22 protein-coding genes and 1 tRNA gene are annotated in these 24,911 nt (G+C 71.1%); 17 read left to right on the forward strand and 6 right to left on the reverse strand.

The annotated features are described in order from the left end of the window. A partial coding sequence (locus tag MRBLMI1_RS05940; RefSeq protein WP_367728226.1) for an Asp23/Gls24 family envelope stress response protein occupies positions 1-313 on the reverse strand: 313 nt, incomplete at its 3' end. Between the two features lie 320 nt (positions 314-633). Here MRBLMI1_RS05940 and aqpZ point away from each other — a divergent pair. Further along, positions 634-1,452 carry an aquaporin Z gene (gene aqpZ / locus MRBLMI1_RS05945; protein ID WP_367728228.1) on the forward strand — a complete coding sequence of 273 codons (819 nt, stop codon included), beginning with the start codon at positions 634-636 and terminating at the stop codon, positions 1,450-1,452. Between the two features lie 156 nt (positions 1,453-1,608). Continuing rightward, a complete protein-coding gene (locus tag MRBLMI1_RS05950) occupies positions 1,609-2,319 on the forward strand; it encodes a TetR/AcrR family transcriptional regulator C-terminal domain-containing protein (protein WP_367728230.1) in 711 nt (236 codons plus the stop codon). 250 nt (positions 2,320-2,569) lie between these two features. Here the strand turns inward: MRBLMI1_RS05950 and MRBLMI1_RS05955 are convergent. Further along, positions 2,570-2,640: transfer RNA gene (locus MRBLMI1_RS05955), tRNA-Gly, on the reverse strand. A gap of 130 nt (positions 2,641-2,770) precedes the next feature. Here MRBLMI1_RS05955 and dcd point away from each other — a divergent pair. After that, positions 2,771-3,376, forward strand: coding sequence for a dCTP deaminase (gene dcd / locus MRBLMI1_RS05960; protein ID WP_367728241.1), 606 nt, complete (start codon positions 2,771-2,773; stop codon positions 3,374-3,376). 57 nt (positions 3,377-3,433) lie between these two features. Here dcd and MRBLMI1_RS05965 read toward each other — a convergent pair whose 3' ends face one another. Next, positions 3,434-4,171: a hypothetical protein gene (locus MRBLMI1_RS05965; RefSeq protein ID WP_367728243.1), complete on the reverse strand. Its 738-nt coding sequence runs from the start codon at positions 4,169-4,171 to the stop codon at positions 3,434-3,436. 106 nt (positions 4,172-4,277) lie between these two features. Between MRBLMI1_RS05965 and MRBLMI1_RS05970 the strand changes: the two genes are divergently transcribed. Further along, the gene (locus tag MRBLMI1_RS05970) at positions 4,278-4,805 is read left to right on the forward strand and encodes a MarR family winged helix-turn-helix transcriptional regulator (protein WP_367728245.1); all 528 of its coding nucleotides are present in this window, start codon (positions 4,278-4,280) and stop codon (positions 4,803-4,805) included. A 131-nt stretch (positions 4,806-4,936) separates the two neighbouring features. Here MRBLMI1_RS05970 and MRBLMI1_RS05975 read toward each other — a convergent pair whose 3' ends face one another. Next, a complete protein-coding gene (locus MRBLMI1_RS05975) occupies positions 4,937-6,313 on the reverse strand; it encodes an MFS transporter (protein ID WP_367728251.1) in 1,377 nt (458 codons plus the stop codon). Between the two features lie 115 nt (positions 6,314-6,428). Here MRBLMI1_RS05975 and MRBLMI1_RS05980 point away from each other — a divergent pair, with 115 nt between their 5' ends. The 8 genes from MRBLMI1_RS05980 (at position 6,429) to MRBLMI1_RS06015 (ending at position 16,324) form a co-directional block, all read left to right on the forward strand. After that, a complete protein-coding gene (locus MRBLMI1_RS05980; protein ID WP_367728255.1) occupies positions 6,429-8,183 on the forward strand; it encodes a DEAD/DEAH box helicase in 1,755 nt (584 codons plus the stop codon). 336 nt (positions 8,184-8,519) lie between these two features. Beyond that, a complete protein-coding gene (gene dnaK / locus MRBLMI1_RS05985) occupies positions 8,520-10,394 on the forward strand; it encodes a molecular chaperone DnaK (RefSeq protein WP_367728258.1) in 1,875 nt (624 codons plus the stop codon). A gap of 10 nt (positions 10,395-10,404) precedes the next feature. Beyond that, the gene (locus MRBLMI1_RS05990; RefSeq protein ID WP_367728261.1) at positions 10,405-11,016 is read left to right on the forward strand and encodes a nucleotide exchange factor GrpE; all 612 of its coding nucleotides are present in this window, start codon (positions 10,405-10,407) and stop codon (positions 11,014-11,016) included. Positions 11,017-11,024: 8 nt separating this feature from the next. Next, on the forward strand, positions 11,025-12,020 hold the full coding sequence (locus MRBLMI1_RS05995; RefSeq protein ID WP_367728265.1) for a DnaJ C-terminal domain-containing protein: 996 nt from the start codon (positions 11,025-11,027) through the stop codon (positions 12,018-12,020). 75 nt (positions 12,021-12,095) lie between these two features. After that, a complete protein-coding gene (locus MRBLMI1_RS06000) occupies positions 12,096-12,539 on the forward strand; it encodes a heat shock protein transcriptional repressor HspR (protein ID WP_367728267.1) in 444 nt (147 codons plus the stop codon). Positions 12,540-12,652: 113 nt separating this feature from the next. Beyond that, positions 12,653-13,942, forward strand: a complete 1,290-nt coding sequence (locus MRBLMI1_RS06005) for a sensor histidine kinase (protein ID WP_367728269.1) — start codon at positions 12,653-12,655, stop codon at positions 13,940-13,942. Between the two features lie 22 nt (positions 13,943-13,964). Next, positions 13,965-14,654 carry a response regulator transcription factor gene (locus MRBLMI1_RS06010; RefSeq protein ID WP_367728280.1) on the forward strand — a complete coding sequence of 230 codons (690 nt, stop codon included), beginning with the start codon at positions 13,965-13,967 and terminating at the stop codon, positions 14,652-14,654. Between the two features lie 158 nt (positions 14,655-14,812). Then, on the forward strand, positions 14,813-16,324 hold the full coding sequence (locus MRBLMI1_RS06015; RefSeq protein ID WP_367728284.1) for a glycosyltransferase family 2 protein: 1,512 nt from the start codon (positions 14,813-14,815) through the stop codon (positions 16,322-16,324). A 61-nt stretch (positions 16,325-16,385) separates the two neighbouring features. On the opposite strand, the gene MRBLMI1_RS06020 is transcribed toward MRBLMI1_RS06015, so the two are convergent. Continuing rightward, positions 16,386-16,976, reverse strand: a complete 591-nt coding sequence (locus tag MRBLMI1_RS06020; protein ID WP_367728286.1) for a hypothetical protein — start codon at positions 16,974-16,976, stop codon at positions 16,386-16,388. 179 nt (positions 16,977-17,155) lie between these two features. On the opposite strand from MRBLMI1_RS06020, the gene MRBLMI1_RS06025 reads away from it, so the two are divergent. From MRBLMI1_RS06025 to MRBLMI1_RS06040, 4 genes are all read left to right on the forward strand, one after another. Continuing rightward, entirely contained in the window at positions 17,156-18,883 is a 1,728-nt protein-coding gene (locus MRBLMI1_RS06025) for an ABC transporter ATP-binding protein (RefSeq protein WP_367728287.1), read from the forward strand. Next, positions 18,880-21,033 (forward strand): ABC transporter ATP-binding protein, encoded by a 2,154-nt coding sequence (locus MRBLMI1_RS06030; protein WP_367728288.1) that lies wholly within the window; start codon positions 18,880-18,882, stop codon positions 21,031-21,033. The genes MRBLMI1_RS06025 and MRBLMI1_RS06030 overlap by 4 nt, the downstream gene beginning before the upstream one ends. A 101-nt stretch (positions 21,034-21,134) precedes the next feature. Next, positions 21,135-22,343 carry a glycosyltransferase gene (locus tag MRBLMI1_RS06035; protein WP_367728290.1) on the forward strand — a complete coding sequence of 403 codons (1,209 nt, stop codon included), beginning with the start codon at positions 21,135-21,137 and terminating at the stop codon, positions 22,341-22,343. A 4-nt stretch (positions 22,344-22,347) separates the two neighbouring features. Beyond that, positions 22,348-23,583: a glycosyltransferase gene (locus MRBLMI1_RS06040; protein WP_367728292.1), complete on the forward strand. Its 1,236-nt coding sequence runs from the start codon at positions 22,348-22,350 to the stop codon at positions 23,581-23,583. Positions 23,584-23,590: 7 nt separating this feature from the next. Here MRBLMI1_RS06040 and MRBLMI1_RS06045 read toward each other — a convergent pair whose 3' ends face one another. Further along, positions 23,591-23,803: a hypothetical protein gene (locus MRBLMI1_RS06045; RefSeq protein ID WP_367728309.1), complete on the reverse strand. Its 213-nt coding sequence runs from the start codon at positions 23,801-23,803 to the stop codon at positions 23,591-23,593. 86 nt (positions 23,804-23,889) lie between these two features. On the opposite strand from MRBLMI1_RS06045, the gene MRBLMI1_RS06050 reads away from it, so the two are divergent. Beyond that, positions 23,890-24,897, forward strand: coding sequence for a GlxA family transcriptional regulator (locus MRBLMI1_RS06050; RefSeq protein WP_367728311.1), 1,008 nt, complete (start codon positions 23,890-23,892; stop codon positions 24,895-24,897). The last annotated feature ends 14 nt before the right edge of the window (positions 24,898-24,911 follow it).

A 24,911-nucleotide genomic window follows, 5' to 3' on the forward strand; every position in this document is an offset into this window, starting at 1 on the left:
CGTACTCGACCACGATCGTCACATCGGCCGCGGCCTGGGTCTCGCCGACTTCGACCTTCACACCCTGGGTCAGGTCGGTGGCGTTGATCGCATCGCGGATCGCACCCAGGGCACGGGCACCGCCGCCACCCAGGGCGTACACGCCCGAGACCTCACGCGCCGCGATACCCGCGACCTTGCCCACCACACCATCAGCGATCGTCGTCTTGCCCGCGGCAGGGGCCTCCGAGCCGCGTCCGCCGAGCGGACGGTTCACGCGCGAGGCGGCCTGGGGAACGTTCTGGGCAGCGGGGGTGGAGGCGTTCTCAGCCATGGTCGAAGTCCTTTCGAGTGTGTTGACCCGGCGAACCGGGGCGGCCCGTCGGCCGGTACTTACAAGACGTACCGGCCCGTCGAAACGTCACGCGGGGCTTGCGCAGTTTGTCCGAATGTGTATGAACACGCATACGCTTACGCCGTATACATCAGCGCTGGAGCGGGAGTCAACAGTTCCTGCACGTTGCGTCGAACGGCCATCCTGTCTCTCATGCGGCAGGCGGAACTCGCCCTCGTCTGTCGTCCAGGCCCGCAGGCGCGGGCCTCCCCTGAACACGACGCCGGAGTGCATCCCGGCCTTCGAGAGGACCCCGCCACATGGGCAAGAAGAAGCATGCGAAGCAGGAGCAGGAGCCGGTCGCGGTCGCGGACTCCACCGTCGAGCAGCGGAAGCAGAACGCCTCCGAGTGGTCGTCCCTCGCCCGTTACGGGGCGGAGGCCTTCGGGACCTTCCTCCTCGTGCTCGGAGGCGTCGGCACGGCCGTCTTCGCCGCGAACTTCCCCGCCGCCGACGACAACCAGGCGGGTGTCGGCTTCCTCGGGGTCGCGCTCGCGTTCGGCCTCACGCTCGTCGCGGGGATCGCTGCTGTGGGCCACATCTCCGGCGGTCATTTCAACCCGGCGGTGACGCTCGGGCTCCTGGCCGCGGGCCGGACCGATGCGCGCCATGTGCCGGGCTACATCCTCGCCCAGCTCGTCGGCGGTATCGCCGCCTCCAGCGTCATCGCGCTGATCTTGACGGGGAAGGACGGCGGGTTCGCGGCCGCTCAGGACGCCGGCTTCGCCAGCAACGGGTTCGGCGAGGGAAGCCCCGGAGGCTTCGGACTCGCGGCGGTCTTCATCGCGGAGGCCGTGCTGACGGGTATCTTCGTCGCCGTCATCCTCTCGATCACCGCGAAGAAGGAGTACGTCACCTTCGCCCCGATCGGCATCGGTCTGACGCTGACCCTCATCCACCTCATCAGCATCCCGATCAGCAACACCTCGGTGAACCCCGCACGCTCGGTCGCGTCCGCGGTCTACGGCGGTGCGCTCCCGGTCTCGCAGCTGTGGGTGTTCATCGTCGCCCCGATCCTCGGAGCGGCCGTCGCCGGGCTCATCGTCCGCGCCCTCGGGCGCCGCACCGTCGCCGTCTGACCCGCCGCCGGTCGTCCGGCGGTACGCAGCGCGGGGGTCCGGTGGTTCGTGGGGGAGCCACCGGGCCCTCGCCCACAGGCAATGCACGTCGTCGATTCACGCGCCTGATCGACCGGAACGAGAGGGGCGATGATGGCCGATCACGACGCACGGGGGGTGCGCGGGCAGCCTCTGTCGAGACTGAGCCGCGATGTCGTCATCCGGTACGCCCTCGCTCAGATCGACGAGGGAGGGCTGTCCGGGTTGTCGATGCGGAACCTCGCGAAGACGCTCCGCGTCGAGGCGATGTCGCTCTACCGCTACGTCAACGGTCGAGAGGACCTCCTCGAAGGCATCGTCGATCTGCTCCTGCACGACCTCACCCCCGCGATGCGGGACGCGCAGCGCGGGCAGTGGCAGCGGTTCTTCCAGGTCACGGCCCACGAGGTGCGACGCATCGCCATCGACCACCCCCGGGCGTTCCCGCTCGTCGCGACGCGACATCCGGCCGCACCCTGGCTGCGGCCTCCGCTGCGCAGCGTGGAGGTCGTCGAGATCTTCCTCGGGACGTTGATCGAGTACGGCTTCACCGATCAGCAGGCCGTGGATGCCTATCGGTCCTTCAGCAGCTTCCTCCTCGGTCAGCTGCTGCTCGAGTCCGCCGTCCGCGGCGCCGACACGTCTCCGGACGACGAGCCGCTCGACGAGGGCGGGGCGGACGTGCCGCAGCGGGACGGGACCCGGCGGCTGGTCGACCTCCCACACGTGTCCCGACTCCGCGACCTGCTCAGCGAGGACCGCGCGGAGGAGGAGTTCGAGGTGACTCTCGAAGCCCTCCTCGATCGCCTCGATCGCGAGCTCTCGCGGGACGGCGGACGCGCGCGCTAGGCGACGACTCGGAGCAGGTCGAGTCGGTCCTCCGAGACTCTGTCGGGATGCCCCGTGTAGACGAGATACGACAAGCCGGCGACGCCGGCATGTCGGACCTTTGAGGGGCTGACGGGAATCGTCCCCACCGCCCCTCCACACGCCGCTGCGCGGCGCGCGGAGCCTCTGGCGGCGTGGGCCCACCCAAGGGTTCGATCCGCAACAACACGAAAGCCCTCCCGAGCGGCTGAAGCCGCCCGTGAGGGCTTTGAGGGGCTGACGGGAATCGAACCCGCGCTGTCTGCTTGGGAAGCAGAAGTTCTGCCATTGAACTACAGCCCCGGATGCCTCGCGGCAACCCGCCCAGCATAACAGCGACGGGGTGGCATCCATCGTTCGGATCGCGTGCGGCCCGGAACGACCGGGTGAAGACGCCAAACGCGCCCGGCCGTGCGCCCCCTAGGCTGGGGGCGTGCTGCTCTCCGATCACGACATCCGGGCCGAGCTCGACGCGGGGCGCCTGGGCCTCGACCCCCTCGACCCGGCCATGGTGCAGCCCTCGAGCGTGGACGTGCGGCTGGACCGGTACTTCCGGCTGTTCGACAACCACAAGTACCCCTTCATCGACCCGGCCGAGGATCAGCCCGAGCTCACGCGATTGATCGAGGTCGATCCGGACGAGCCGTTCATCCTGCACCCGGGCGAGTTCGCCCTCGGGTCCACGTATGAGCGCGTGTCGCTTCCCGACGACATCGCCGCCCGGCTGGAGGGCAAGTCGTCGCTGGGGCGACTCGGTCTGCTCACCCACTCCACGGCGGGGTTTATCGACCCCGGCTTCACCGGGCACGTGACCCTGGAGCTGTCGAACGTCGCGACGCTCCCCATCAAGCTGTGGCCGGGGATGAAGATCGGGCAGGTCTGCTACTTCCGGCTCAGCTCGCCGGCCGACAACCCTTACGGGTCCGGTCCTTACGGCAACCGGTACCAGGGGCAGCGCGGGCCGACGGCCTCGCGTTCCGCGCTCAACTTCCACCGCACCGACGTCGGTGCGAGCGACGCCGGCTCCGTCGGACGCTGACCGGACCACGACGCGGCGGGCTCCCGAGGGGCACCCGCCGCATCGTGTTCTCGGGGATCACTCGGATGCCGCGGACTCACGGCCGCGGCTGAACCCGGCGTCGAAGCCGCGCTCGTAAGCGCTCTCCGCCACCCGCTGCCCGCGGCCGTGGCGCTGCCCGCGATCGTGCCGGTGGCCGTTCTCGTGGCACGGACCGCGGCCGTGCGAGCCGCGGTGCTCGTGGCGCCCGCGCTCGCGCCCGTGCTCGTCGCCGTCTCCGTCGTCGAACCGGGGTCCGCCGAAGCCGCGGCGCTCACCGGAGCCGAACCCCGGCCCGGACCCGCGGCCGGCGCCGGGTCCGAACGAACCGGGGCCGAAGCCGAATCCACGGGGTCCGCGTCCGCGGGGTCCGCGGGCGGCTTCGTCCTCATCGAGACCGAGGGCTGAGGAGACCACGTCGAGGGCGGCGGTGAGACGTTCGATCTCCTCCGCGGGGACCTCGGCGAGAAGCGCCTGCTTGTCGGCATCCATCCGTTCGAGGACCTCGCGGCCCTCGTCCGTCAGCGTCCAGCCGTCGTCGGCGGGGGCGATCCATCCACGGTCGGCGAGGGCGCTGAGGCGCTTGCCGCCGCGGGCGATGCGGTCGCTGATCCACGGGGCGTCGATACGCCCGTCGATCACGGAGAGGACCAGGACGGTCTTCGGGTGCAGGCCGCTGTCGCGCAGCTGCGCGAAGAGGCGGTGGTGCAGCGCGTGGCCGACCGTCGTGAGGCGGTGGGCGAGGCTGCGGGGATCTGTCGGTGCAGAGGTGTTCATGGGAGTCCTTTCGTCGGCGGGCTGTCCGCCGTTACATGTCATGTGACAACGGATGTACTCTGACATGTATTTCGAATGCTTGTCAAGCGACATGTAAAATCCGAGGGTGACCACCGACCCCGCCGACGAGATCGCGGCAGCCCTGGGACGCCTGCGCGGACGCCGCCCGCGGCCGCCGTTCGCCGCCGACGACCGCGACCCGCGCGAGCACGGCCCCGGCCACGCGCACGGCCACCACGGCGGACCGTGGGGACGCGGCGCGCCGCCCTGGGCGGACCCCGCGCACGGACGCTTCGGCGGACCGGCGCGCCTGCGCATGCTCGACGCCCTCCTCGCGGCCGGCGATGCGTTGTCGGTGGGCGCGATCGCCGAGGCGGTCGGCGTCGATCAGCCGCGCGCCTCCCGCCTGGTGCAGCAGGCGGTGCAGATGGGGTTGATCGAACGCGAGCCCGATCCGGACGACGCCCGCCGCACCCGTGTGCGTCTCACCCCCGAGGGGGAGCGTCTCGTCTCCCGGGTGCGGGGGAGGAGGATGGATGCCGTGCGCTCCGCGCTCGACTCCTTCACCGATGCCGAGCGCGCCGAGCTCGCCCGTCTGCTCTCGAAGCTCGCCGACTCCTGGCCGCGGGACTGAGCCCGCGGCATCCGGGATCCGCCTCGAGACCACACGTTCGGCGCGAGATCACACGGTCGAAGCCGCCGGGATCGCGTGATCTCGCGCGGAACGTGTGATCTCGGCGAGGACGAACCCGGCCGGGCGGGGGCTCAGCGGATGACGGCCGGACGCGCCGCCACGGGCAGGAGGAGCGCCAGGCCCGCGGCGAGCACGAGGACGATGCCGAGGATGCCCAGCCGGGTGTCGCCGGTGGTCGCGACGAACAGCGCGAACAGGCCGGGGGCGAGGAACGACACCGCGCGGCCCGTCGTGGCGTAGAGGCCGAACATCTCGCCCTCCCGTCCCTCGGGGGCGACGCGGGCGAGGAAGGAACGGCTCGCGGACTGCACCGGTCCGACGAACATCGTCAGGACGAGGCCGGCCACCCAGAACGCGGCCTGCGACGTGCCGATGAAGAGCACGGCCGTCCCCGCGACGATGAGCCCCGTCAGGGCGACGACGATGACGCGCTTCGGTCCGAAGCGGTCGTCCAGCCGGCCCGACACCATCGTGCTGATCCCGGCGACGACGTTGGCGGCCACGGCGAAGTAGAGGACCTCGGTCGAGGAGAACCCGAACACCTGGGCGGCGATGATGGCGCCGAAGGTGAACACGCCGGCGAGGCCGTCGCGGAAGACCGCACTCGCCAGCAGGAACATCAGCACTTGACGGCTGTCGCGCCAGAGGGAGCGGAGCGTGCCCCACAGCACGACGTAGGACTGCAGGAAGCCGACACGGACGCGACGCTTCTGCGCAGGGATCTCGGGCACGCGCACGAGCACCGGGATGGCGAAGGCCGCGAACCACACGGCGGAGGCGAGGACGGCGAGCCGGATGTTGAGGCCGCCCTCCTCCGTCACGGCGAGGAGACCGCCCGTCGCGGGGTCGCCGAAGCTCTGGATGAACAGCACCAGCAGGACGAGCAGCAGGACGATCCCGCCCACGTATCCCATGCCCCAGCCGAAGCCGGACACGCGCCCGATGTTCTCGCGGGTCGACACCTGGGTGAGCATCGCGTAGTAGTTGACGCTCGCGAACTCGAAGAACACGTTGCCCACGGCGAGCAGCGTCGCCCCCAGAACGAGGAGCTCCGGCGTGCCCTCCACGAAGACCATCGCCGCCATCGCGAGGACGACGACGCCGGTGTTGACGCCCAGCCACAGCTTGCGGCGGCCGGTGCCGTCGGAGCGCTGACCCAGCACCGGAGCGAGCACGGCGACGGCGATGCCGGCGATCATGAGGGCGACGCCGACGGTACTCGCGTTCTGCGCGAGGGCCCGGACGAGCGCGGGATCGTCGGGGTCGCCGCCCGCGGCCGCGACCACGGCGGGGTCGACGAAGAGCGAGCTGGCCAGGTAGGTGCTGAAGACGAACGTCGTGACGACCGCGTTGAAGGCGGCCGATCCCCAGTCCCACAGGGCCCACGCGAGGACGGGGCGTCGGGCGGGCGTCGACGGCGTCGGGCCGGGGGAACTGTTGTCGGTCACGCGCGGATCCTTCGATGAGCGCCCGGGCGTCCGGGAGGGGGGCTGCGACCGCAACGGCGCACCGCTCACGCTAGTGGTGCCGACGCCGCGACGCGCGGCGAAGTACCGTGGACCCATGGCATCCGATTCCCCCGTCGACTCCGTCGAGTCCGACACCGCCCCCGCCCAGCTCACCTTCGCCGATCTGGGACTGGATGCCGCCGTGCTCAAGGCCCTGAAGGACGTCGGCTACGAGACCCCCTCCGCCATCCAGGCGGCCACCATCCCGGTGCTGCTGCAGGGCCGCGATGTCGTCGGTCTCGCCCAGACCGGAACCGGCAAGACCGCGGCCTTCGCGCTGCCGGTGCTGTCGCAGATGGAGACCGGCCACAAGAACCCGCAGGCCCTCGTGCTCGCCCCCACCCGCGAGCTCGCCCTGCAGGTGTGCGAGGCGTTCGAGAAGTACGCCGCGCACATCAAGGGCGTCTCGGTGCTGCCCGTCTACGGCGGTCAGGGCTACGGCCAGCAGCTGTCGGCCCTCCGCCGCGGCGTGGACGTGATCGTCGGCACCCCCGGGCGCATCATGGACCACCTCGACAAGGGCACGCTCGACCTGAGCGAGCTGAAGTTCCTCGTGCTCGACGAGGCCGACGAGATGCTCAAGATGGGCTTCGCCGAGGACGTCGAGACGATCCTCGCCGACACGCCCTCGACCAAGCAGGTCGCGCTGTTCTCGGCCACGATGCCGGCGCAGATCCGCCGCATCTCGGCGCAGTACCTCAACGACCCCGAAGAGATCACGGTCAAGACCAAGACCACGACCTCGGCGAACATCACCCAGCGCTACCTGGTGGTCTCGTACCAGCAGAAGATCGACGCGCTCACGCGCATCCTCGAGGTCGAGAACTTCGAGGGCATGATCGTCTTCACCCGCACGAAGAACGAGACCGAGACGGTCGCCGAGAAGCTGCGCGCCCGCGGCTACACGGCCGCCGCCATCAACGGCGACATCGCCCAGGTGCAGCGCGAGCGCACGGTCAACCAGCTCAAGTCGGGCAAGCTCGACATCCTCGTCGCCACCGACGTCGCCGCCCGCGGTCTCGACGTCGAGCGCATCAGCCACGTCGTCAACTACGACCTGCCGATCGACACCGAGTCGTACGTGCACCGCATCGGCCGCACGGGCCGCGCCGGTCGCACCGGTGACGCCATCAGCTTCGTCACCCCGCGCGAGCGCCGCATGCTCACCGCGATCGAGAAGGCCACGCGCCAGCCGCTGACCGAGATGTCGCTGCCCAGCGTCGACGACGTCAACGCCACGCGACTGACCCGCTTCGACGACGCCATCACCGCCGCCCTCGAGGACACCGCGGCGATCGCGACGTTCCGCGACGTCGTCGCGCACTACGTCGAGCACCACGACGTGCCCGAGGCCGACGTGGCCGCGGCCCTCGCCGTGGTCGCGCAGGGCGACACCCCGCTGCTGCTCGAAGAGGAGACGATCCAGCAGCCGCGGTTCGACCGCGATCGCTCGGACCGCCCCTCGCGCGACGGCGGCTCCCGCGACGGCGGCACGCGCGAGCGCCGCGAGAGCAACGGCCGGTTCGCCACCTACCGCATCGCCGTCGGCCGCCGTCAGCGGGTCGAGCCGCGCCAGATCGTCGGCGCGCTCGCGAACGAGGGCGGTCTGCGCCGCAACGACTTCGGGGCGATCCAGATCCGCCAGGACTTCTCGCTCGTCGAACTGCCCGCGGACCTCCCGCGCGACACGATCGACCGTCTCGCCGACACCCGCATCTCGGGCCAGCTCATCGACCTGCGCCTGGACCAGGGCGGCCGTTCCGCCAAGCGCAGCGACCGGCCGCAGCGCCGTCCGCGCGATCGCGACTGAGGTCGCGGCATCCCGTCGACGCCCCCGCGCCCCCTTCGGGCCGGGGGCGTCGTCGTGAACCGGGGGCGTCGGGTACCGGGGGAGGCGCGTGGCGGGGGGCGGGTGTGCGCGAGTGGCCCCGGGGCGCCGTGCGTGGCCCCGGGGCCACTTCGGCGACCGGGAGCAGAAGGAAGGGATGCCGCGGAAGTTGAGCCAATTCATATCAACTCTCCTTGACCGCTCGGCGGGCCTGCGATAACGTTGAGTCATCGCGGCTCAACCTCGGTTCGAGTCGCCGAAGACTTCGCAGCAACCAGGAGCCGTGGTGATCCCCGGCTCGGATCAAGGAGAAGACACATGCCTCGTGCAGTGGGAATCGACCTGGGTACCACCAACTCGGTCGTGAGCGTCCTCGAGGGCGGCGAGCCCAAGGTCATCGCGAACGCGGAGGGCTTCCGCACCACCCCGTCGGTGGTCGCGTACACGAAGGACGGCGAGGTGCTCGTCGGCGAAACCGCCAAGCGCCAGGCCGTCACCAACGTCGACCGCACCATCTCCAGCGTGAAGCGCCACATGGGCACCACCTGGACCTTCGACGTCGACGGCAAGAAGTGGACGCCGCAGGAGATCTCGGCCCGCATCCTCCAGAAGCTGAAGCGCGACGCCGAGGAGTACCTGGGCGACAGCGTCACCGACGCCGTCATCACCGTGCCGGCGTACTTCAACGACGCCGAGCGTCAGGCCACCAAGGAGGCCGGTGAGATCGCGGGCCTCAACGTCCTGCGCATCATCAACGAGCCGACCGCCGCGGCCCTCGCCTACGGCCTCGACAAGGGCAAGGAGGACGAGCTCATCCTCGTCTTCGACCTCGGTGGTGGAACGTTCGACGTCTCGCTGCTCGAGGTGGGCAAGGACGACGACTTCTCGACCATCCAGGTGCGCGCCACCGCCGGTGACAACCGCCTCGGTGGAGACGACTGGGACCAGCGCGTCGTCGACTACCTGATCAAGCAGTTCAAGGACACGACCGGCGTCGACGTCTCCGGCGACAAGATCGCCCTGCAGCGCCTCAAGGAGGCCGCGGAGCAGGCGAAGAAGGAGCTCTCGAGCTCCACGTCGACGAGCATCAACCTCCCCTACCTGTCGCTGACGGACTCCGGTCCCGTCTCGCTGTCGGAGACCCTGTCGCGCGCCAAGTTCGAGGATCTGACCAAGGACCTGCTCGACCGCACCCGCAAGCCCTTCTCGGATGTCATCCGCGAGGCCGGCGTCAAGGTCGAGGACATCGCCCACGTCGTGCTCGTCGGTGGCTCGACCCGCATGCCCGCGGTCGCCGAGCTGGTCAAGAAGGAGACCGGCAAGGACGCCAACAAGGGCGTGAACCCGGACGAGGTCGTCGCCGTCGGCGCCGCTCTGCAGGCCGGTGTCCTGAAGGGCGAGCGCAAGGACGTCCTCCTCATCGACGTCACCCCCCTGAGCCTCGGCATCGAGACCAAGGGCGGCATCATGACCAAGCTCATCGAGCGCAACACGGCCATCCCGACCAAGCGCAGCGAGACCTTCACCACCGCCGACGACAACCAGCCGTCGGTCGCGATCCAGGTCTTCCAGGGCGAGCGCGAGTTCACCCGCGACAACAAGCCGCTCGGCACCTTCGAGCTGACCGGCATCGCGCCGGCTCCCCGTGGCATCCCGCAGGTCGAGGTCACCTTCGACATCGACGCGAACGGCATCGTCCACGTGTCCGCGAAGGACAAGGGCACCGGCAAGGAGCAGTCGATGACCATCACGGGCGGCTCGTCGCTGCCCAAGGAAGACATCGAGCGCATGGTCCGCGAGGCCGAGGAGAACGCGGCCGAGGACAAGAAGCGCCGCGAGTCCGCCGAGACCCGCAACCAGGCCGAGACGCTGTCGTACTCCGTCGACAAGCTGATCAAGGACAACGACGACAAGCTGCCCGAGGAGGTCAAGACCTCGGTGCAGGCCGACGTCGACGCCCTCAAGTCGGCCCTCGCCGGCGACGACGACGACGCGGTCAAGACCGCGTTCGACAAGCTCAACGCCAGCCAGAGCCAGATCGGCGAGGCCATCTACAAGTCGTCGCAGGCCCAGGGCGAGCCGGCCGACCCCAACGTCGGCCAGCCCGGCAACGGCGAGACGCCGAACCCCGAGGAAGACGTCATCGACGCCGAGGTCGTCGACGACGAGCCCCAGCAGGACGACAAGAAGTAAGCGATAGGACATGGCACACAAGGACGACGAACAGCCCCAGGGCTCGGGCGCCGGTCCTGACGAGACGGGGCCGGAGGAGAACACCTCCGGCCCCGCGCCGTCGGACCCGCAGTCCGCGACCGAGGGGGATGACGACGGTCTGACCGTCGACGACATCCTGGGCGCAGAGCAGACGCCGGAGGCGGCGGCCGAGGACGGGACCGACCCCGAGTCGACGCTGCTGACCGACCTCAAGCGCGTGCAGGCCGAGTACGCCAACTACCGTCGGCGCACCGAGGAGCAGCGCGAGCGCGAGATCGAGCGCGCCAAGGGCGAGGCCGTGAAGGGCCTGCTGCCGGTGATGGACGACCTCGACCGCGCCGAGAAGCACGGCGACCTCGTCGAGGGCACGCCGTTCGCGGCCATCGGCGGCAAGATCCGTGCCGTCGCCGAGCGCCTGGGCGTGGTGTCGTACGGCACCGCGGGCGAGCCGTTCGACCCGCAGCAGCACGAGGCGATCTTCCAGGCTCCGACCCCCGGCGTGACCGTGGCCACCGTGCTCGAGGTCGTCGAGGTCGGCTACCGCCTCGGCTCGACGGAGCTGCGACCCGCCAAGGTCGTCGTCGCCGTCCCCGCCGAGTAGGAGGATCCATGGCGAGTCAGGACTGGTTCGACAAGGACTTCTACAAGGTCCTCGGCGTCGAGAAGGACGTGAGCGCGGCCGATCTCAAGAAGACGTACCGCAAGCTCGCGCGCCAGTACCACCCCGACTCGAACCCGGGTGACGTCAAGGCCGAGGCGAAGTTCAAGGAGATCAGCGAGGCCTACTCCGTCCTGAACGACCCGGAGCAGCGGGAGGAGTACGACCAGATCCGCGCGATGGGGTCGGGCGCCCGCTTCTCCGCGGGGGGCCAGGGCGCCGGCGGCGGCTTCGAGGACGTGTTCAGCAGGTTCGGGCAGAGCCGCGGAGGCGGCTCCGGTCCGATGCCGGGCGGTTTCGACGACTTCTTCTCGGTGTTCGAGCAGCAGGGGACGGGCTTCGGCTCCGGCCGGTTCGGCCAGACCAGCGGCGGCTACCGCGGGTTCGGCGGGCCGCAGCGCGGTGCCGACGTCACGGCGCGGACGACGATCGACTTCGTCACCGCCGCCAAGGGCGAGACGATCACCCTGCAGGGCGAGGACAACAAGCCCTTCAAGGTGAAGATCCCCGCCGGCGTCGCGGACGGACAGAAGATCCGGCTGCGCGGTCGCGGCCGGCCCTCGCCCGACGGGGGAGAGGCCGGCGACATCGTCGTGACCGTCGCCGTCCGTCCCCACCCCGTGTTCGCCCGCGACGGGGTCAACCTGCGCGTGACCGTCCCGGTGACGTTCACCGAGGCCGCGCTCGGCGCGACCATCGAGGTCCCCACCCTGGGCGGAGAGCCGGTCCGGCTGCGCGTCGCACCCGGCACGCCGTCGGGGCGGGTCCTGCGTGTGAAGGGCAGAGGCATCCAGACCACCAAGGCGACCGGCGACCTGCTCGCCGAGGTCCAGGTCGCGGTGCCCGCCCACCTCGATGACGCGGCCCGCGAGGCGCTCGAGCGCTTCCACGCGCTCGAGCCCAAGGAGAACCCGCGCGCGGACCTGATGTCCAAAGCGCGTTCGTGACACCGCGGCTCCTGGCATCCGGAATGATCGGATGCCAGGAGCCCGTGCCCCATCGGAGCGACGAGAGGAGAAGACGTGTCCGACAGAGAGATCGACGAGGACGCGCCGATCTTCGCCATCGCGGTCGCCGCGGAGCTGTCCAACATGCACCCACAGACCCTCCGTCAGTACGACCGGCTCGGACTGGTCGTCCCCGCGCGCACGCAGGGCGGATCGCGTCGGTACTCCAGCCGTCACGTGGCCCAGCTGCGCGAGGTCGCCCGCCTGTCCGGCGAGGGCATGAGCCTGCCGGCGATCGCACGGCTGCTCGATCTGGAGCAGCGGGTGCACGAGCTGTCGCGCCGCGTCAGCGAGCTCGAACGGCAGCTCGTCGCCGAGCGCCAGGCCCGCCCCGGTGCCCGTGTCTTCGCGGCCGGAGCCACCGGATCCGTCGTGACCCTCCGCCACGGGGCGCGCGTGCGGCGCGCCACCGACGTCGTCCTCTGGCGACCGCGGGACCCGTTCGGTCGCGACGACTGAGCCCCGCCGGCCGCCTGCCCGGGTGGGCTCAGGGCAAGAGTGCAGCGCGATGCACCGCAGAGTGAGGACCCCTCCCTCGGGCCCGCCCGTGTGCGCGGCCTAGCGTCGTCCGTGTGCCCGCCCCGAACGACGTCACCCGCCTGCGCGCGTTCATGCGTCGCGTGAGCCAGGCGCCGCTCCTCCTGCTCTACCGGCTGACCAGCATCCTGCTCGCGACCTGGGGTGCCGCCACGCTCATCGGCCTCATCACGCTGCCGCTCGTCCCGCTCGTGGCTCAGGCGCTCATCGCGATCGAACGGCGCCGGGGCGCGCTGATCGGACGGCCGATCACCGGGTCGGCAGGTCCTCCGCCGCCGGCGGGTCCGGTCGGGTGGGTGCGCCGGGCCTACCGTCCGGACCGGGCCGGCCGTGTCGCCGCGCTGTACGTCATCACCGTGGTCTTCGGGCTGGTGCAGCTGGCCGTCCTCGCCTATTGCGCGGTCGTGCTGCTGCTCGTCATCGTGCTGCCCGCGGCCGTCTTCCGCTACCACGACGACGTGAAGGCCGCGGGGTCCGGGGTCCAGCCCCCCGAGCCGCTGCCGTTCCCCGGAGGCCCCTTCACGCGGGTCGGGGACTCCGGGTCGCTGACGTTCTGGATGATCACCGGAGTCCTCGTCGTCCTCGTCGGGTGGTATCTGACGGGGGTGCTCGCCCGGGTGCAGGCCCGGGTGGTGCAGCTGCTCCTGTCCACACGCGAGGCGGATCTCGAGACCGCCGTCATCGAGCTGCGCGGCTCGCGGTCCGTTCTCATCACCGCGTTCGAGAGCGATCGGGAGCGCATCGAGCGCGATCTGCACGACGGCGCCCAGCAGCATCTCGTCATGACGACGCTCCGCGTAGGGACGGCGCTGTCGCAGGCGCGTGCGCATGAGGGTGAAGAGAAGATGCCCGAGGTCGTGAACCAGCTGGTGAAAGCCCAGGAGAGCGCCGAACTCGCCCTGGCGACACTGCGGCGCACCGTCCTCGGACTGCACAGCGACGTGCTCGTCGACCACGGCCTCACGGCGGCGGTGGAGGAGCTCGCGCAGCGGTCCGTCCTCCCCCTCACCGTGCATTCGGCCCTCGACCGGCGTTTTCGCGCCGACGTCGAGCGCTGCGCCTACTTCACGGTCAGCGAGGCGGTCACGAACACCCTCAAGCACGCGGACGCGAGCGCCATCCGTGTCACGTTGACGACCGAGGGGGACAGCCTCGTGGTGCGCGTCATGGACGACGGCGCCGGAGGCGCGGCGGTCGACGGCGGCCGCGGCATCCGGGGTCTGCGCGAACGCGCCCGGAACCTGGGGGGTACGCTCGCGGTCTCGAGCCCCGTCGGTGGGCCCACCACCCTCACCCTCGAGGTCCCTGCCATCCCCGAGGAGTGACGCGATCGAGAGGTCCCCCCGGATGAACATCGTCGTCGCCGACGACTCGGCCCTGCTGCGCGAGGGCATCTGCTCCCTGCTGACCGGCGCCGGACATGCCGTCACCACGGCGGCGGACGCCACCGCGCTCCTGCGGGTCGTCCGGTCGGGCCCGACGTCGACGGACCTCGTCGTCACGGACGTCCGGATGCCGCCCGGTCACCGCAGCGACGGCGTCGACGCCGCACTGGTCCTGCGACGCGAGTTCCCCGATCTCCCCGTCCTGCTGCTGTCGAACTACGTCGCGAGCGCCTACCTGAACGACCTGTTCGCCCAGAGCAGCCGGTCGCTCGGATACCTGCTGAAGGACCGAATCGGCCGCGTCGACGACTTCCTGCGGAGCATCGAGATCATCGTCGGCGGCGGCACGGTCATCGACCCCGAGATCCTCGCGACCGTCGTCGGACGGCGCACGGGGGGCACGGCCCTGGATGCGCTCACCCCTCGCGAGGGGGAGGTGCTGGCGCTGATCGCGCAGGCGCGGTCCAACACCGAGATCGGCCGGCTCCTGCACCTCAGCGACAGCGCCGTCTCCAAGCACATCGGGTCGATCTTCGCCAAGCTGGGTCTCGACGAGTCCGATCCGGGTCATCGCCGTGTGCGGGCCGTCCTCCTCTACCTGGATGCCGCACGGTCGCGGGACGGCGAGCCGGTGGGGTTCGGCGTGGGGTGACCGCGCCGCCGGGTGGGCGGGCCGCCCGCCGGAGGGGCACCCCGCCGGAGTTGCACCCCGCCGGGTGTGCGGGCCGCCCGCCCCCGTGGCAGTCCGCTGCACCCCGGAGTGCGGTCGCACCCATCCCGCGCGGGCCGCGGTGCCGATGGGATGGACCCATGCGCACTCGAACCGACCGTCTGCTGCTCGCCGGTCTCCTCACGCTGTGGGCGGGTCTCGTCGCCCTCGCCGTGAGCGTCCTGCCACCTGTGGACCTCGGCGTGCCGTGGGCGGGTGCGACGGCGACCCTGTTGGCGGGAGCGGTGATCGGCACGGTGTGGGCGATGGCCGTGCGCTCGCTCGTCGTCCTGGCCGCGTACCCGCTGTTGCGGCGTCGGCAGCGCCCCGTCCCGCACCGCCCCTCGGATGACAGTGTGGCGCTGCTCTACTGCACCGCCGACGACTTTGACGGCGCCCGGCTCGCGGCATCCATGCAGCAGACGCACCCGGTGACGACGTGCATCCTCGACGACTCGCGCCGGACGGACAGCCGCGCCGCGATCGACGCCTTCGCCCGCCGGACCGGTGTCGAGGTCGTGCGTCGCGCCGACCGGAGCGGGTTCAAGGCGGGGAACCTCAACCACTTCCTGTCGCTCGGACACGCGCACGACTGGGTCGTGGTCATGGACAGCGACCAGGAACTGCCGCCGACGTTCGTCCGTCGGGCTCTCGATCACGCCGCCGACCGGGCCGCCTCGGGCGTGCGGGTCGGAGTGGTGCAGGGGCGTCAGACGACCCGGCGCGGCGTGACCGGCTTCGCCGACGAGTTCGGCCCGCTCCTGGAGTCGCATGTGCACACGACGATGCTCGTGCGTTCCGCGTTCGGTTCCACCTGCTTCCTGGGGCGCGGCGGCCTGGTGAGCACGACCTGTCTGCGGGCCACGGGCGGGTTCCCGGAGGTCGTCGCCGAGGACATGGCCTTCAGCATCGAGGCGGCCCGGCACGGTTTCGACGTGTCGTACGCCGCGGATCTCGTGAGCGTCGAGGACTTCCCCGTCGACTACGCCGCCTTCAAGACCCAGCACGAGAAGTTCAGCCAGAGCAACGTGGAGATGCTGCGGCGGTACGCGGGCTCGCTGCTGCGCTCGCCGTTGCGGGCATGGCACAAGATCGACCTGATGCTGGAGATGACGACGGCGACGGTGGGGGTGGCCGTGACGGCGCTGCTGCTCGTCTTCTCGGCGGCCACGCTCACCGCTTCGGCGGGGGCGTCGTTCCCGGCGTGGGTCGGGCTGACGCTCGGGGCGGGCGGTGTGCTGCCGCTCGTGCCGGAGACCCTCCGCCGCCTCCGCGGGCGCGACCCCGTGTCGGCGCTGCTGTTCGTCGTCCGCGCCATGGCCCTGTACTCGTCGATGCTGCTCTCGACCGCCGGCGCGGTGATCGGCGTCCTCGGCGGTCGACGCGCACGGTTCATCGTGACGCCGAAGACCCGCACGCGCTCGCGCGCCGCGACCTGTCGGACGGACGTCGTCGTCGCGGCGGTGCTGCTGGCGCTCACCGTCGCCGGCTGCGGCTCCCCGGTCCCCGCCCTGAGCGTCGCCACCGCCGCGGCGTGCGCGGTGTACTACAGCGTGCGCAGCGGCCGGTGGGAGACGGCGAGCCCGCGCGAGGATCTGCGGTTGGCGGCGTGACGGGTGCGGCCGTCGCCGCCGAGCCGTCGCCGGGGCGCCGCCGGCCTGACGCGGCCGCCGGTCAGGCGGGGCCGAGCCGCAGGACGGTCGGGGCCTCGCCCACGTTGAGGTCGTCGACGACGCGGAGGGTCCGGGCGATGTCGTCGACCGGGCGCAGGACGGTGCCGAAGCGTTCGCGGTCGGAGCTCACGGCGGTGAGCGTGACGAAGTGCGCGCCCGTGTCCCACGTGTAGGTCGCGAACGGCGGCGCCGCGGGCTCCTTCGGCAGCGGCATGGCGAGCTTCTCGCCCACCCCGAGGTGGGGGTTCGGGAAGGCCTCGGTGTCGTCGTACTCCATCGGCATCATCGCCCGAGCCGTGCGCAGCTGGGGAGTGGCCTGCTGCAGCTGGGCCATCACGACGAGCAGCTCGGGGTCGGACTTCCACACCCACACGAGCACGCGACCGTCCGCCCGCCGCATGAGCAGCGGCGTGGCCTGGCTGAGCGCCCAGGCGAACACTCCGCCGCCCGGTCGGGGCGTCGCACCGGCACCCCGCCCCTGGCTCAGGAGCATCCGGATGGCGGCCTTGCGGTGACGGCGGCCGCGGAGCCCGAGGGAGCCCGTCACGGGCACCCAGAGGTCGGCGGGGGCGTCGGCCTGCAGTCGCGACATGGCCCCAGCTTACGAGCCGACCCGGGGACTGTGGATGCCACCTGTCACGGCTCCGCTCCGCGACTGAGTAGTCGGGACCCGCAGCGGCCGCGCGCGGGGGGTCTCGCCCGTGTCGGAGGTCCGTGCCAGGCTGGGGGAGCGGTCCCGTCGCCGCTCGCCTCATCTACGGAGGGCCCCCTGTGCTCGGAAAGATCCTCACCCGATATCTCACGCGCTATCGCGCGCTGCTCATCGCCCTCCTGATCTTCCAGTTCGCCGCCGCGATGGCATCCCTCTATCTGCCTCGTCTCAACGCGGACATCATCGACCAGGGCGTCGCCCGTGGGGACACCGGGTACATCTGGTCGCGGGGCATGCTGATGCTGGTCATCTCGCTCGGTCAGATCACGGCATCCGTCATCGCGACCTACTTCGCCGCGCGCGCGGCGATGTCGGCCGGGCGCGACATCCGCCGCGACGTGTTCGAGAAGGTGAGCGGGTTCTCGGAGCGGGAGCTGACGCAGTTCGGGGCGGGCTCCCTCATCACGCGCAACACGAACGACGTGCAGCAGGTCCAGATGCTCGCGATGATGGGCGCCACCATGCTCGTCAGCGCGCCGCTGCTGGCCATCGGCGGCGTCGTGATGGCGCTGCAGCAGGACGTGGGGCTGAGCTGGCTGATCGGGGTCTCGGTCCCGGCGCTGCTCATCGCCGCGGGTCTCATCATCGCGCGCATGGTGCCGCTCTTCCGCAGCTACCAGTCCAAGCTCGACGGCGTGAACCGCGTCATGCGGGAGCAGCTGACCGGCGTCCGCGTCGTGCGGGCCTTCGTCCGCGAGCGCATCGAGGAGGAGCGCTTCCGCGAGGCCAACACGGACATCATGATCGTGGGCCGCAAGGTCGGCTCGCTGTTCGTCCTGCTGTTCCCCCTGGCGATGCTCGTGCTCAACGTCACCGTCGTCGGGGTCATCTGGTTCGGCGGCATCCAGGTCGATGCCGGCGCCGTGCAGATCGGCACGATCTTCGCCTTCATGCAGTACGTCGCGCAGATCCTCATGGGCGTGCTCATGGCGAGCTTCATGACCGTGATGATCCCGCGCGCCGCCGTCTCGGCCGAGCGCATCGGCGAGGTGCTCGACAGCCACTCGACGCTCGAGCGTCCCTCCGACCCGGTCGCGACCTTCCCCGCGCCGGGCGCCGTCGAGTTCGACGATGTCGCGTTCGCCTACCCCGGCGCGGAGGCGCCCGTCGTGAGCGGCGTGAGCTTCGCCGCCGCCCCCGGCGAGACGGTCGCCATCGTCGGGTCCACCGGATCCGGCAAGACCACGCTGGTGTCGCTCGTCCCGCGCCTGTTCGACGTGACCGGCGGCGCGGTGCGGGTCGGCGGCGTCGACGTCCGGCAGGCCGACCTCGACGTGCTGTGGCAGAGCATCGGCCTCGTGCCGCAGCGCCCGTTCCTGTTCAGCGGGACGGTGGCATCCAATCTCCGTTTCGGTCGTGAGGAGGCGACCGACGAGGAGCTCTGGCGGGCGCTCGAGATCGCGCAGGGTCGGGACTTCGTGGAACGGATGGAGGGCGGGCTCGACGCGCGGATCGCGCAGGGCGGCACGAACGTGTCGGGCGGTCAGCGGCAGCGTCTCGCCATCGCCCGCGCGATCGTCCACCGTCCGCGGGTGCTCGTCTTCGACGACTCCTTCTCGGCGCTCGACCTCACCACCGACGCCCGCCTGCGGCAGGCGCTGTGGTCCGAGCTGCCGGAGGTGACGAAGATCGTCGTGGCGCAGCGCGTCTCCACGATCGTCGATGCTGACCGCATCGTCGTCCTCGAGGACGGGCGGATGGCCGGTCTCGGCACCCACGAGGAGCTGCTGCGCACCAGCCCCACCTACCGCGAGATCGTCGAGTCGCAGCTGGGGGTGGAGGCGTGAGCACCACCGACACCCTCACCGAGGAGGAGCGCGCCGAGCTCGAGCTGGCCGAGGAGGCCCGCCGCACCTCCGGCGACTGGGACAGCGTCGCGCCCGGCAAGGCGTCGGACTTCGGCGCGAGTTTCGGGCGGATGATCGGCCTGCTGCGGCCCTACGCGTGGACGTTCGCCCTGGTCTCCGCCCTGGGAGCGCTCGGCGTCGTCCTCGCCGTCCTCGCGCCCCGCGTGCTCGGCAACGCCACGAACATCATCTTCGAGGGCGTCGTCTCGCGCGGCCTGGCGGAACAGTTCCCGGCGGGGACGTCGAAGGACGCCGTCGTCGAGGCCCTGCGCACCGCGGGCCAGACCGACATCGCCAACATCGTCGGCGCCATGGACAGCTTCCAGGTCGGCGCCGGCGTCGACTTCGACGCCCTGCGCGTCACGATCGTGACGGTTCTCGCGATCTACGTCGGCTCCTCGCTGCTGTCGTGGGTGCAGGGGTACGTCATCAACGTCATCATGGTCCGCACGATGTGGCGCCTGCGCGAGTCGGTCGAGGCGAAGATCAACCGTCTGCCGCTGTCCTACTTCGACCGCGTCCAGCGCGGCGAACTCATCTCGCGGGTGACGAACGACATCGACAACATCACCCAGACCATGCAGCAGTCGCTCTCGAGCGCGCTCACCTCGGTGCTGACGGTCGTCGGCGTGCTCATCATGATGTTCACGATCTCGTGGCAGCTCGCGCTGGTCGCGCTGGTCTCGCTGCCCCTCATGGCCGTGATCTTCGGTGTCATCGGCCCGAAGTCGCAGAAGGCGTTCGGCGAGCAGTGGAAGAAGGTCGGCCGCCTGAACGCCCGCGTGGAGGAGTCCTTCTCCGGTCACGCGCTGGTCAAGGTCTACGGGCGCGAGCGCGATGCGCGCGACAAGTTCGAGGTCGAGAACGAAGAGCTGTATCAGGCCAGCTTCCGGGCGCAGTTCCTGTCGGGGATGATCATGCCCGGCATGATGTTCGTCGGGAACCTGACCTACGTCGGCATCGCCGTCCTCGGCGGGCTAATGGTCGCCGGCGGACAGATCCGACTCGGCGACGTCCAGGCCTTCATCCAGTACTCGCAGCAATTCACCCAGCCGCTGTCGCAGCTGGGCGGCATGGCCGCGGTCGTCCAGTCCGGCACGGCATCCGCCGAGCGCGTCTTCGCGCTGCTCGACGCGGAGGAGCAGGAACCGGATGCCGCCGACGCCCCCGGCCCCGCCGAAGGCCGCGGCGTCATCGAGTTCGAGAACGTACGCTTCGCCTACAGCCCCGACCGGCCGCTCATCACCGACCTCTCGTTCCGGGTCGAGCCGGGGCAGACGGTCGCGATCGTCGGGCCCACGGGAGCCGGCAAGACGACCCTGGTCAACCTCATCATGCGGTTCTACGAGCTCGACGGCGGACGCATCCTGCTCGACGGGCAGGACATCGCCGACATGCGCCGCGACGACGTCCGCTCGCGCACCGGCATGGTGCTGCAGGACCCGTGGCTGTTCGCCGGCTCGATCCGCGAGAACATCCGCTACGGCCGCGCCACCGCCACCGACGAGGAGATCCACGGGGCCGCCGCCGCCACCCGCGTCGACCAGTTCGTGCACTCCCTCCCCAACGGGTACGACACCGTGCTCGACGAGGACGCCGCGAACGTCTCCGCCGGCGAGAAGCAGCTCATCACGATCGCGCGGGCCTTCGTCGCGCGTCCGTCCGTGCTCATCCTCGACGAGGCCACGTCGTCCGTCGACACCCGCACCGAGCTGCTGCTGCAGCAGGCGATGGCCGCCCTGCGCGAGGGGCGGACGTCGTTCGTCATCGCCCACCGCCTGTCCACGATCCGGGACGCCGACCTGATCCTCGTGATGGAGCACGGCGACATCGTCGAGAAGGGCACCCACGACGAGCTCATCGACCGCCGCGGAGCGTACTGGCGGCTCTACCAGTCGCAGTTCGAGAAGGCCGCCGCCGAGTCCGACGCGGACGCGGACGGCATCGAGCCGGAGCGTCCCCCGGCGGACGACGACGCGCTCGTCGTGTCCGCGATGGCGGCCGCGGCGCCGGACGTGGCCGCCCCCGCCGGCACCGACGGACCGCCGCGTCCCGCCCACGGCTCGCCCGAGCCCGACCCGCGGCTCTGAGAACGGGGACGCATCCGGGAACTCCGGGACCCCTCCGGTACAGTGGACGCTCGCAAGCACCGCCCGTGCGACCCCTGCCGCACAGATAGGCCTCACCACCCGTGACTTCTCCTGCGACGCCCGGCGACCATCCCCCCGCCGACCGACCGCTCACCATCCTCATCGGCTGCGACACGTTCGAGCCGCACATCAACGGGGCGGCGCGGTTCGCCGAACGCCTCGCCGCCGGCCTCGTCCAGCGCGGGCACGACGTGCACGTCGTCGCGCCCGGGACCCGCTACCGCCGCGAGAAGGCCCACACCGAGGTCATCGAGGGCGAGCCGATGACGTTGCACCGCTTGCCTTCGGTGCGCTGGCCCCCGCACGACTGGCTGCGGTTCGTCTGGCCCTGGCGAGCGAAGCACCACGTCCGTCGCATCCTCGACGAGACGACCCCCGACGTCGTGCACATCCAGTCGCACATCATCATCGGACGTGCGCTCGCCCGCGAGGCCCGCAAGCGCGGCATCCCGATCGTGGCCACGAACCACGTGATGGCCGAGAACATCCTCGACTTCACCACCCTGCCGCCGGTCCTGGACAAGATCGTCGTCCGGCTGGCCTGGGCCGACGCCGCGCGCACCTTCGCGATGACGCGCGCCGTCACGACCCCCACCCGCAAGGCGGCGGACTTCCTCGAGTCGACGATCGACATCGACGGTGTCATCCCCATCTCGTGCGGAATCGACCGGTCCAACTACCGGCCCGACCTGAGCCCGCGCGACCAGAATCGCATCCTCTTCGTCGGTCGCCTCACGACCGAGAAGGGCATCGACGTCATCCTCCGCGCCCTCGCGCAGCTCGACCCGGCGCTCGACGCGACCTTCGATGTCGTCGGCGGGGGCGACCAGCGCAAGAACCTCGAGAACCTCGCCGCCCAGCTCGGCGTCAGCGAGCGCGTCACCTTCCACGGTCACACCTCCGAGGAGGAGCTGCGCTCCCTCTACTCGCGGGCCAGCGTCTTCGCGATCGCCTCGATCGCCGAGCTGCAGTCCATCGCGACGATGGAGGCCATGGCATCCGGTCTCCCCGTCGTCGCCGCAGACGCCGTCGCCCTGCCGCACCTCGTGCACCACGGTGAGAACGGCTACCTCTTCACGCCGGGAGACGCGGACGACGCCGCCGCGCGTCTCACCGACGTGCTGACCGCCTCCCCCGAGGATCGCCGGCGCATGCAGCAGGCCTCCCTCGACGGCGTCGCCGTCCACGACATCACGCGGACGCTCGACACCTTCACGGCGCTCTACCGCGGCGAGCCGATCCCGGAGTGACCGCGTGCACGTCGTGATGTTCGCCGACCAGCACATCGAGTCGCTGGGCGGTGCACAGGTGTCGATGCGACTGCAACGACGGTTCCTCGAGCGCGCCGGGCACACCGTCACCGTCGTCGCCCCGCGCATGCATCGGCCCGTCCCCGGCGACCCGGCGTACATTGACCTGCGCTCGACCTCGGCGACCCCCGACCGCGAGTACGGCTTCAGCTGGCCCGGACGCCGCAGCGACAGGGAAGTGGATGCCGCCCTCGCCCGGCGTCCGCCCATCGACATCGTCCACGTGCAGGCGGACTTCTGGGGCGCCTTCATCGGCCACCGGTTCGCCGCCCGGCACGGCCTGCCCGTCGTCCACACGATGCACAACCGCGCGGACGTGGGCATCGAGGCCACCGTGCCCGTCCCGGGACTGGTGCTGCGCGCCCTCAACGCGTGGGCGCGGACGGCGCTCCGGCCCGCCCTCGCCCGCCGTCGTGCTGAGCGTGGCGGCGACTCCCTCACCGACGGCCGCAGCGACGGCTGGGCCTACCTCCGCCGGCTGGCGCGCCTGTCCGACGCCGTGACGGCACCCTCGTCCCACTTCGCCCGCCGCTTGGAGCGGCACGGGGCGGTCCCCGCCGCCGGATCCGTCGACGTCATCTGGAACGGCATCGACGACGAGCTCCTCGACGCGGTCTCCACGCAGCGCGTCGCGCGGCGCCCGGGACCCCCGCGGTTCGTCTGGCTCGGCCGGATGAGCCCCGAGAAACGGCTTCTCCCGTTCCTCACGGCGGTGGCGCACTCCGGCATCCAGGCCGAGGTCGAGATCATCGGCGGCGGCGTGCAGCTGCGAGCGGCGCGACGGCTCGTGGAGCGCGGGTGGGGGGAAGCGTCCATCGTCTTCTCCGGCCGCCTGCCCTACGCCGAGACGCTCGCCCGGCTGGCCGACGCGGACGCCGTCGTGCAGACCTCGATCGGGTTCGAGACGCAGGGCATGACGGTGTTCGAGGCGGCCTCGCTCGGCACGCCGGCGGTCGTCAGCGACCCGGACGTCGCCGCCGAGCTCGGCTCCGGCACGTGGGGAGTGCGGGATGCCACGGTGCCGGCCCTCGCGGATGCTCTCCGCCGCGCCGCCGCCGACATCACCGCCGGGACGACCCCGGCCGTGGACCGCGACATCGCCGAACGGTTCCGCCAGTCGTCCCGGACGGCTGCCATGGTCGGCGTGTACGAGCGGACCATCGCGCAGGCCCGCCGGTAGCAGCGCGTCACGCGGTGGGGTGGACCCGCAGCGTCGGCACGCCGCACTCGTCGCGGGAAGGGACCCGAGAAGACGCCCCGGTCGACGCGGCGCGCGGCGGCGCCTCGGGTCGTCGTGCGGGATCGACCGGGACACGGCGGTAGCCGTCGGTCGCCATCGCGTGGACGGTGGCGGCGATCCCGAGGAGCGAAAGGGCCAGGAGGATGAGCAGGAGTGCCATGGCAGGAAAGCTACGCCTGGCGTGATACCGCCTCGAGTGGCATAGTGGACGCTGTTCGTTCGATTCCTGCCACACCGGAGGTCGCCATGCGATCGGTCGCCGTCGTCATTCAGCCCGGCTTCGCCCCCTTCGAGTTCGGTCTCGCCTGCGAGGCCTTCGGGCTGGACCGCAGCGACGACGGCATCCCGAACTTCGACTTCCGCATCGTCGCGCCGGACCCGGGCGTCGTGCCGTCCAACATCGGGTTCTCGGTGAACGTCGAGCGCGGACTGGAAGATGCCCGGGATGCCGACATCGTCGTGCTCGCGCCGATCCCGCGCGCGCAGTGGGACGACGTCGACCCGCGCGTCATCGAGGTGGTCCGCGAGGCGCACGCCCGCGACGCCTGGCTGCTGAGCGTCTGCAGCGGGGCGTTCGTCATCGCCGCCGCGGGCGTCCTCGACGGTCAGCGCGCCACCACCCACTGGATGTACGCCGACACGATGAGCCGGCTGCACCCGTCCATCGACGTCGACCCCGACGTGTTGTACGTGCAGTCCGGTCGCATCATCACCAGCGCGGGCACGGCCGCCGGCCTGGACGCGTGCCTGCATCTGCTCCGGCAGGAGCTGGGGTCCGAGCTCGCCAACCGCATCGCCCGGCGCATGGTCGTCGCCCCGTTGCGCGACGGGGGACAGGCGCAGTTCATCGCGTCGCCGCTGCCGGTCAGCGCATCGATGTCGCTCGCGCCCGTCACCGAGTGGATGATGCAGCACCTGGATGCCGACCTGTCCGTCGAGCGCCTCGCGGCCCGCGCGCACATGTCGCCCCGGACGTTCGCCCGGCGGTTCAAGGCCGACTTCGGGGCGACCCCGGCGGCCTGGCTCGCCCGGCAGCGCCTGCTGCACGCGCAGCGGCTGCTCGAAGAGACCGATCTCGGGCTGGACCGGATCGCCACGGAGTGCGGATTCGGGTCCGCCGCGGTGCTGCGGCAGAACTTCGCCCGGACGCTCGGACTCACCCCGACCGCGTACCGCGCCCGCTTCTCGTGCGGGGAGGCCGCCATGGCCGGCCCCGCGCCGGCGTTGCAGAGCGCCGAGCCGGTCCTCGCCTGAGCGGCCCCGCGGTC

This window comes from Microbacterium sp. LMI1-1-1.1 (assembly GCF_040815675.1).
Taxonomy (GTDB): Bacteria; Actinomycetota; Actinomycetes; order Actinomycetales; family Microbacteriaceae; genus Microbacterium.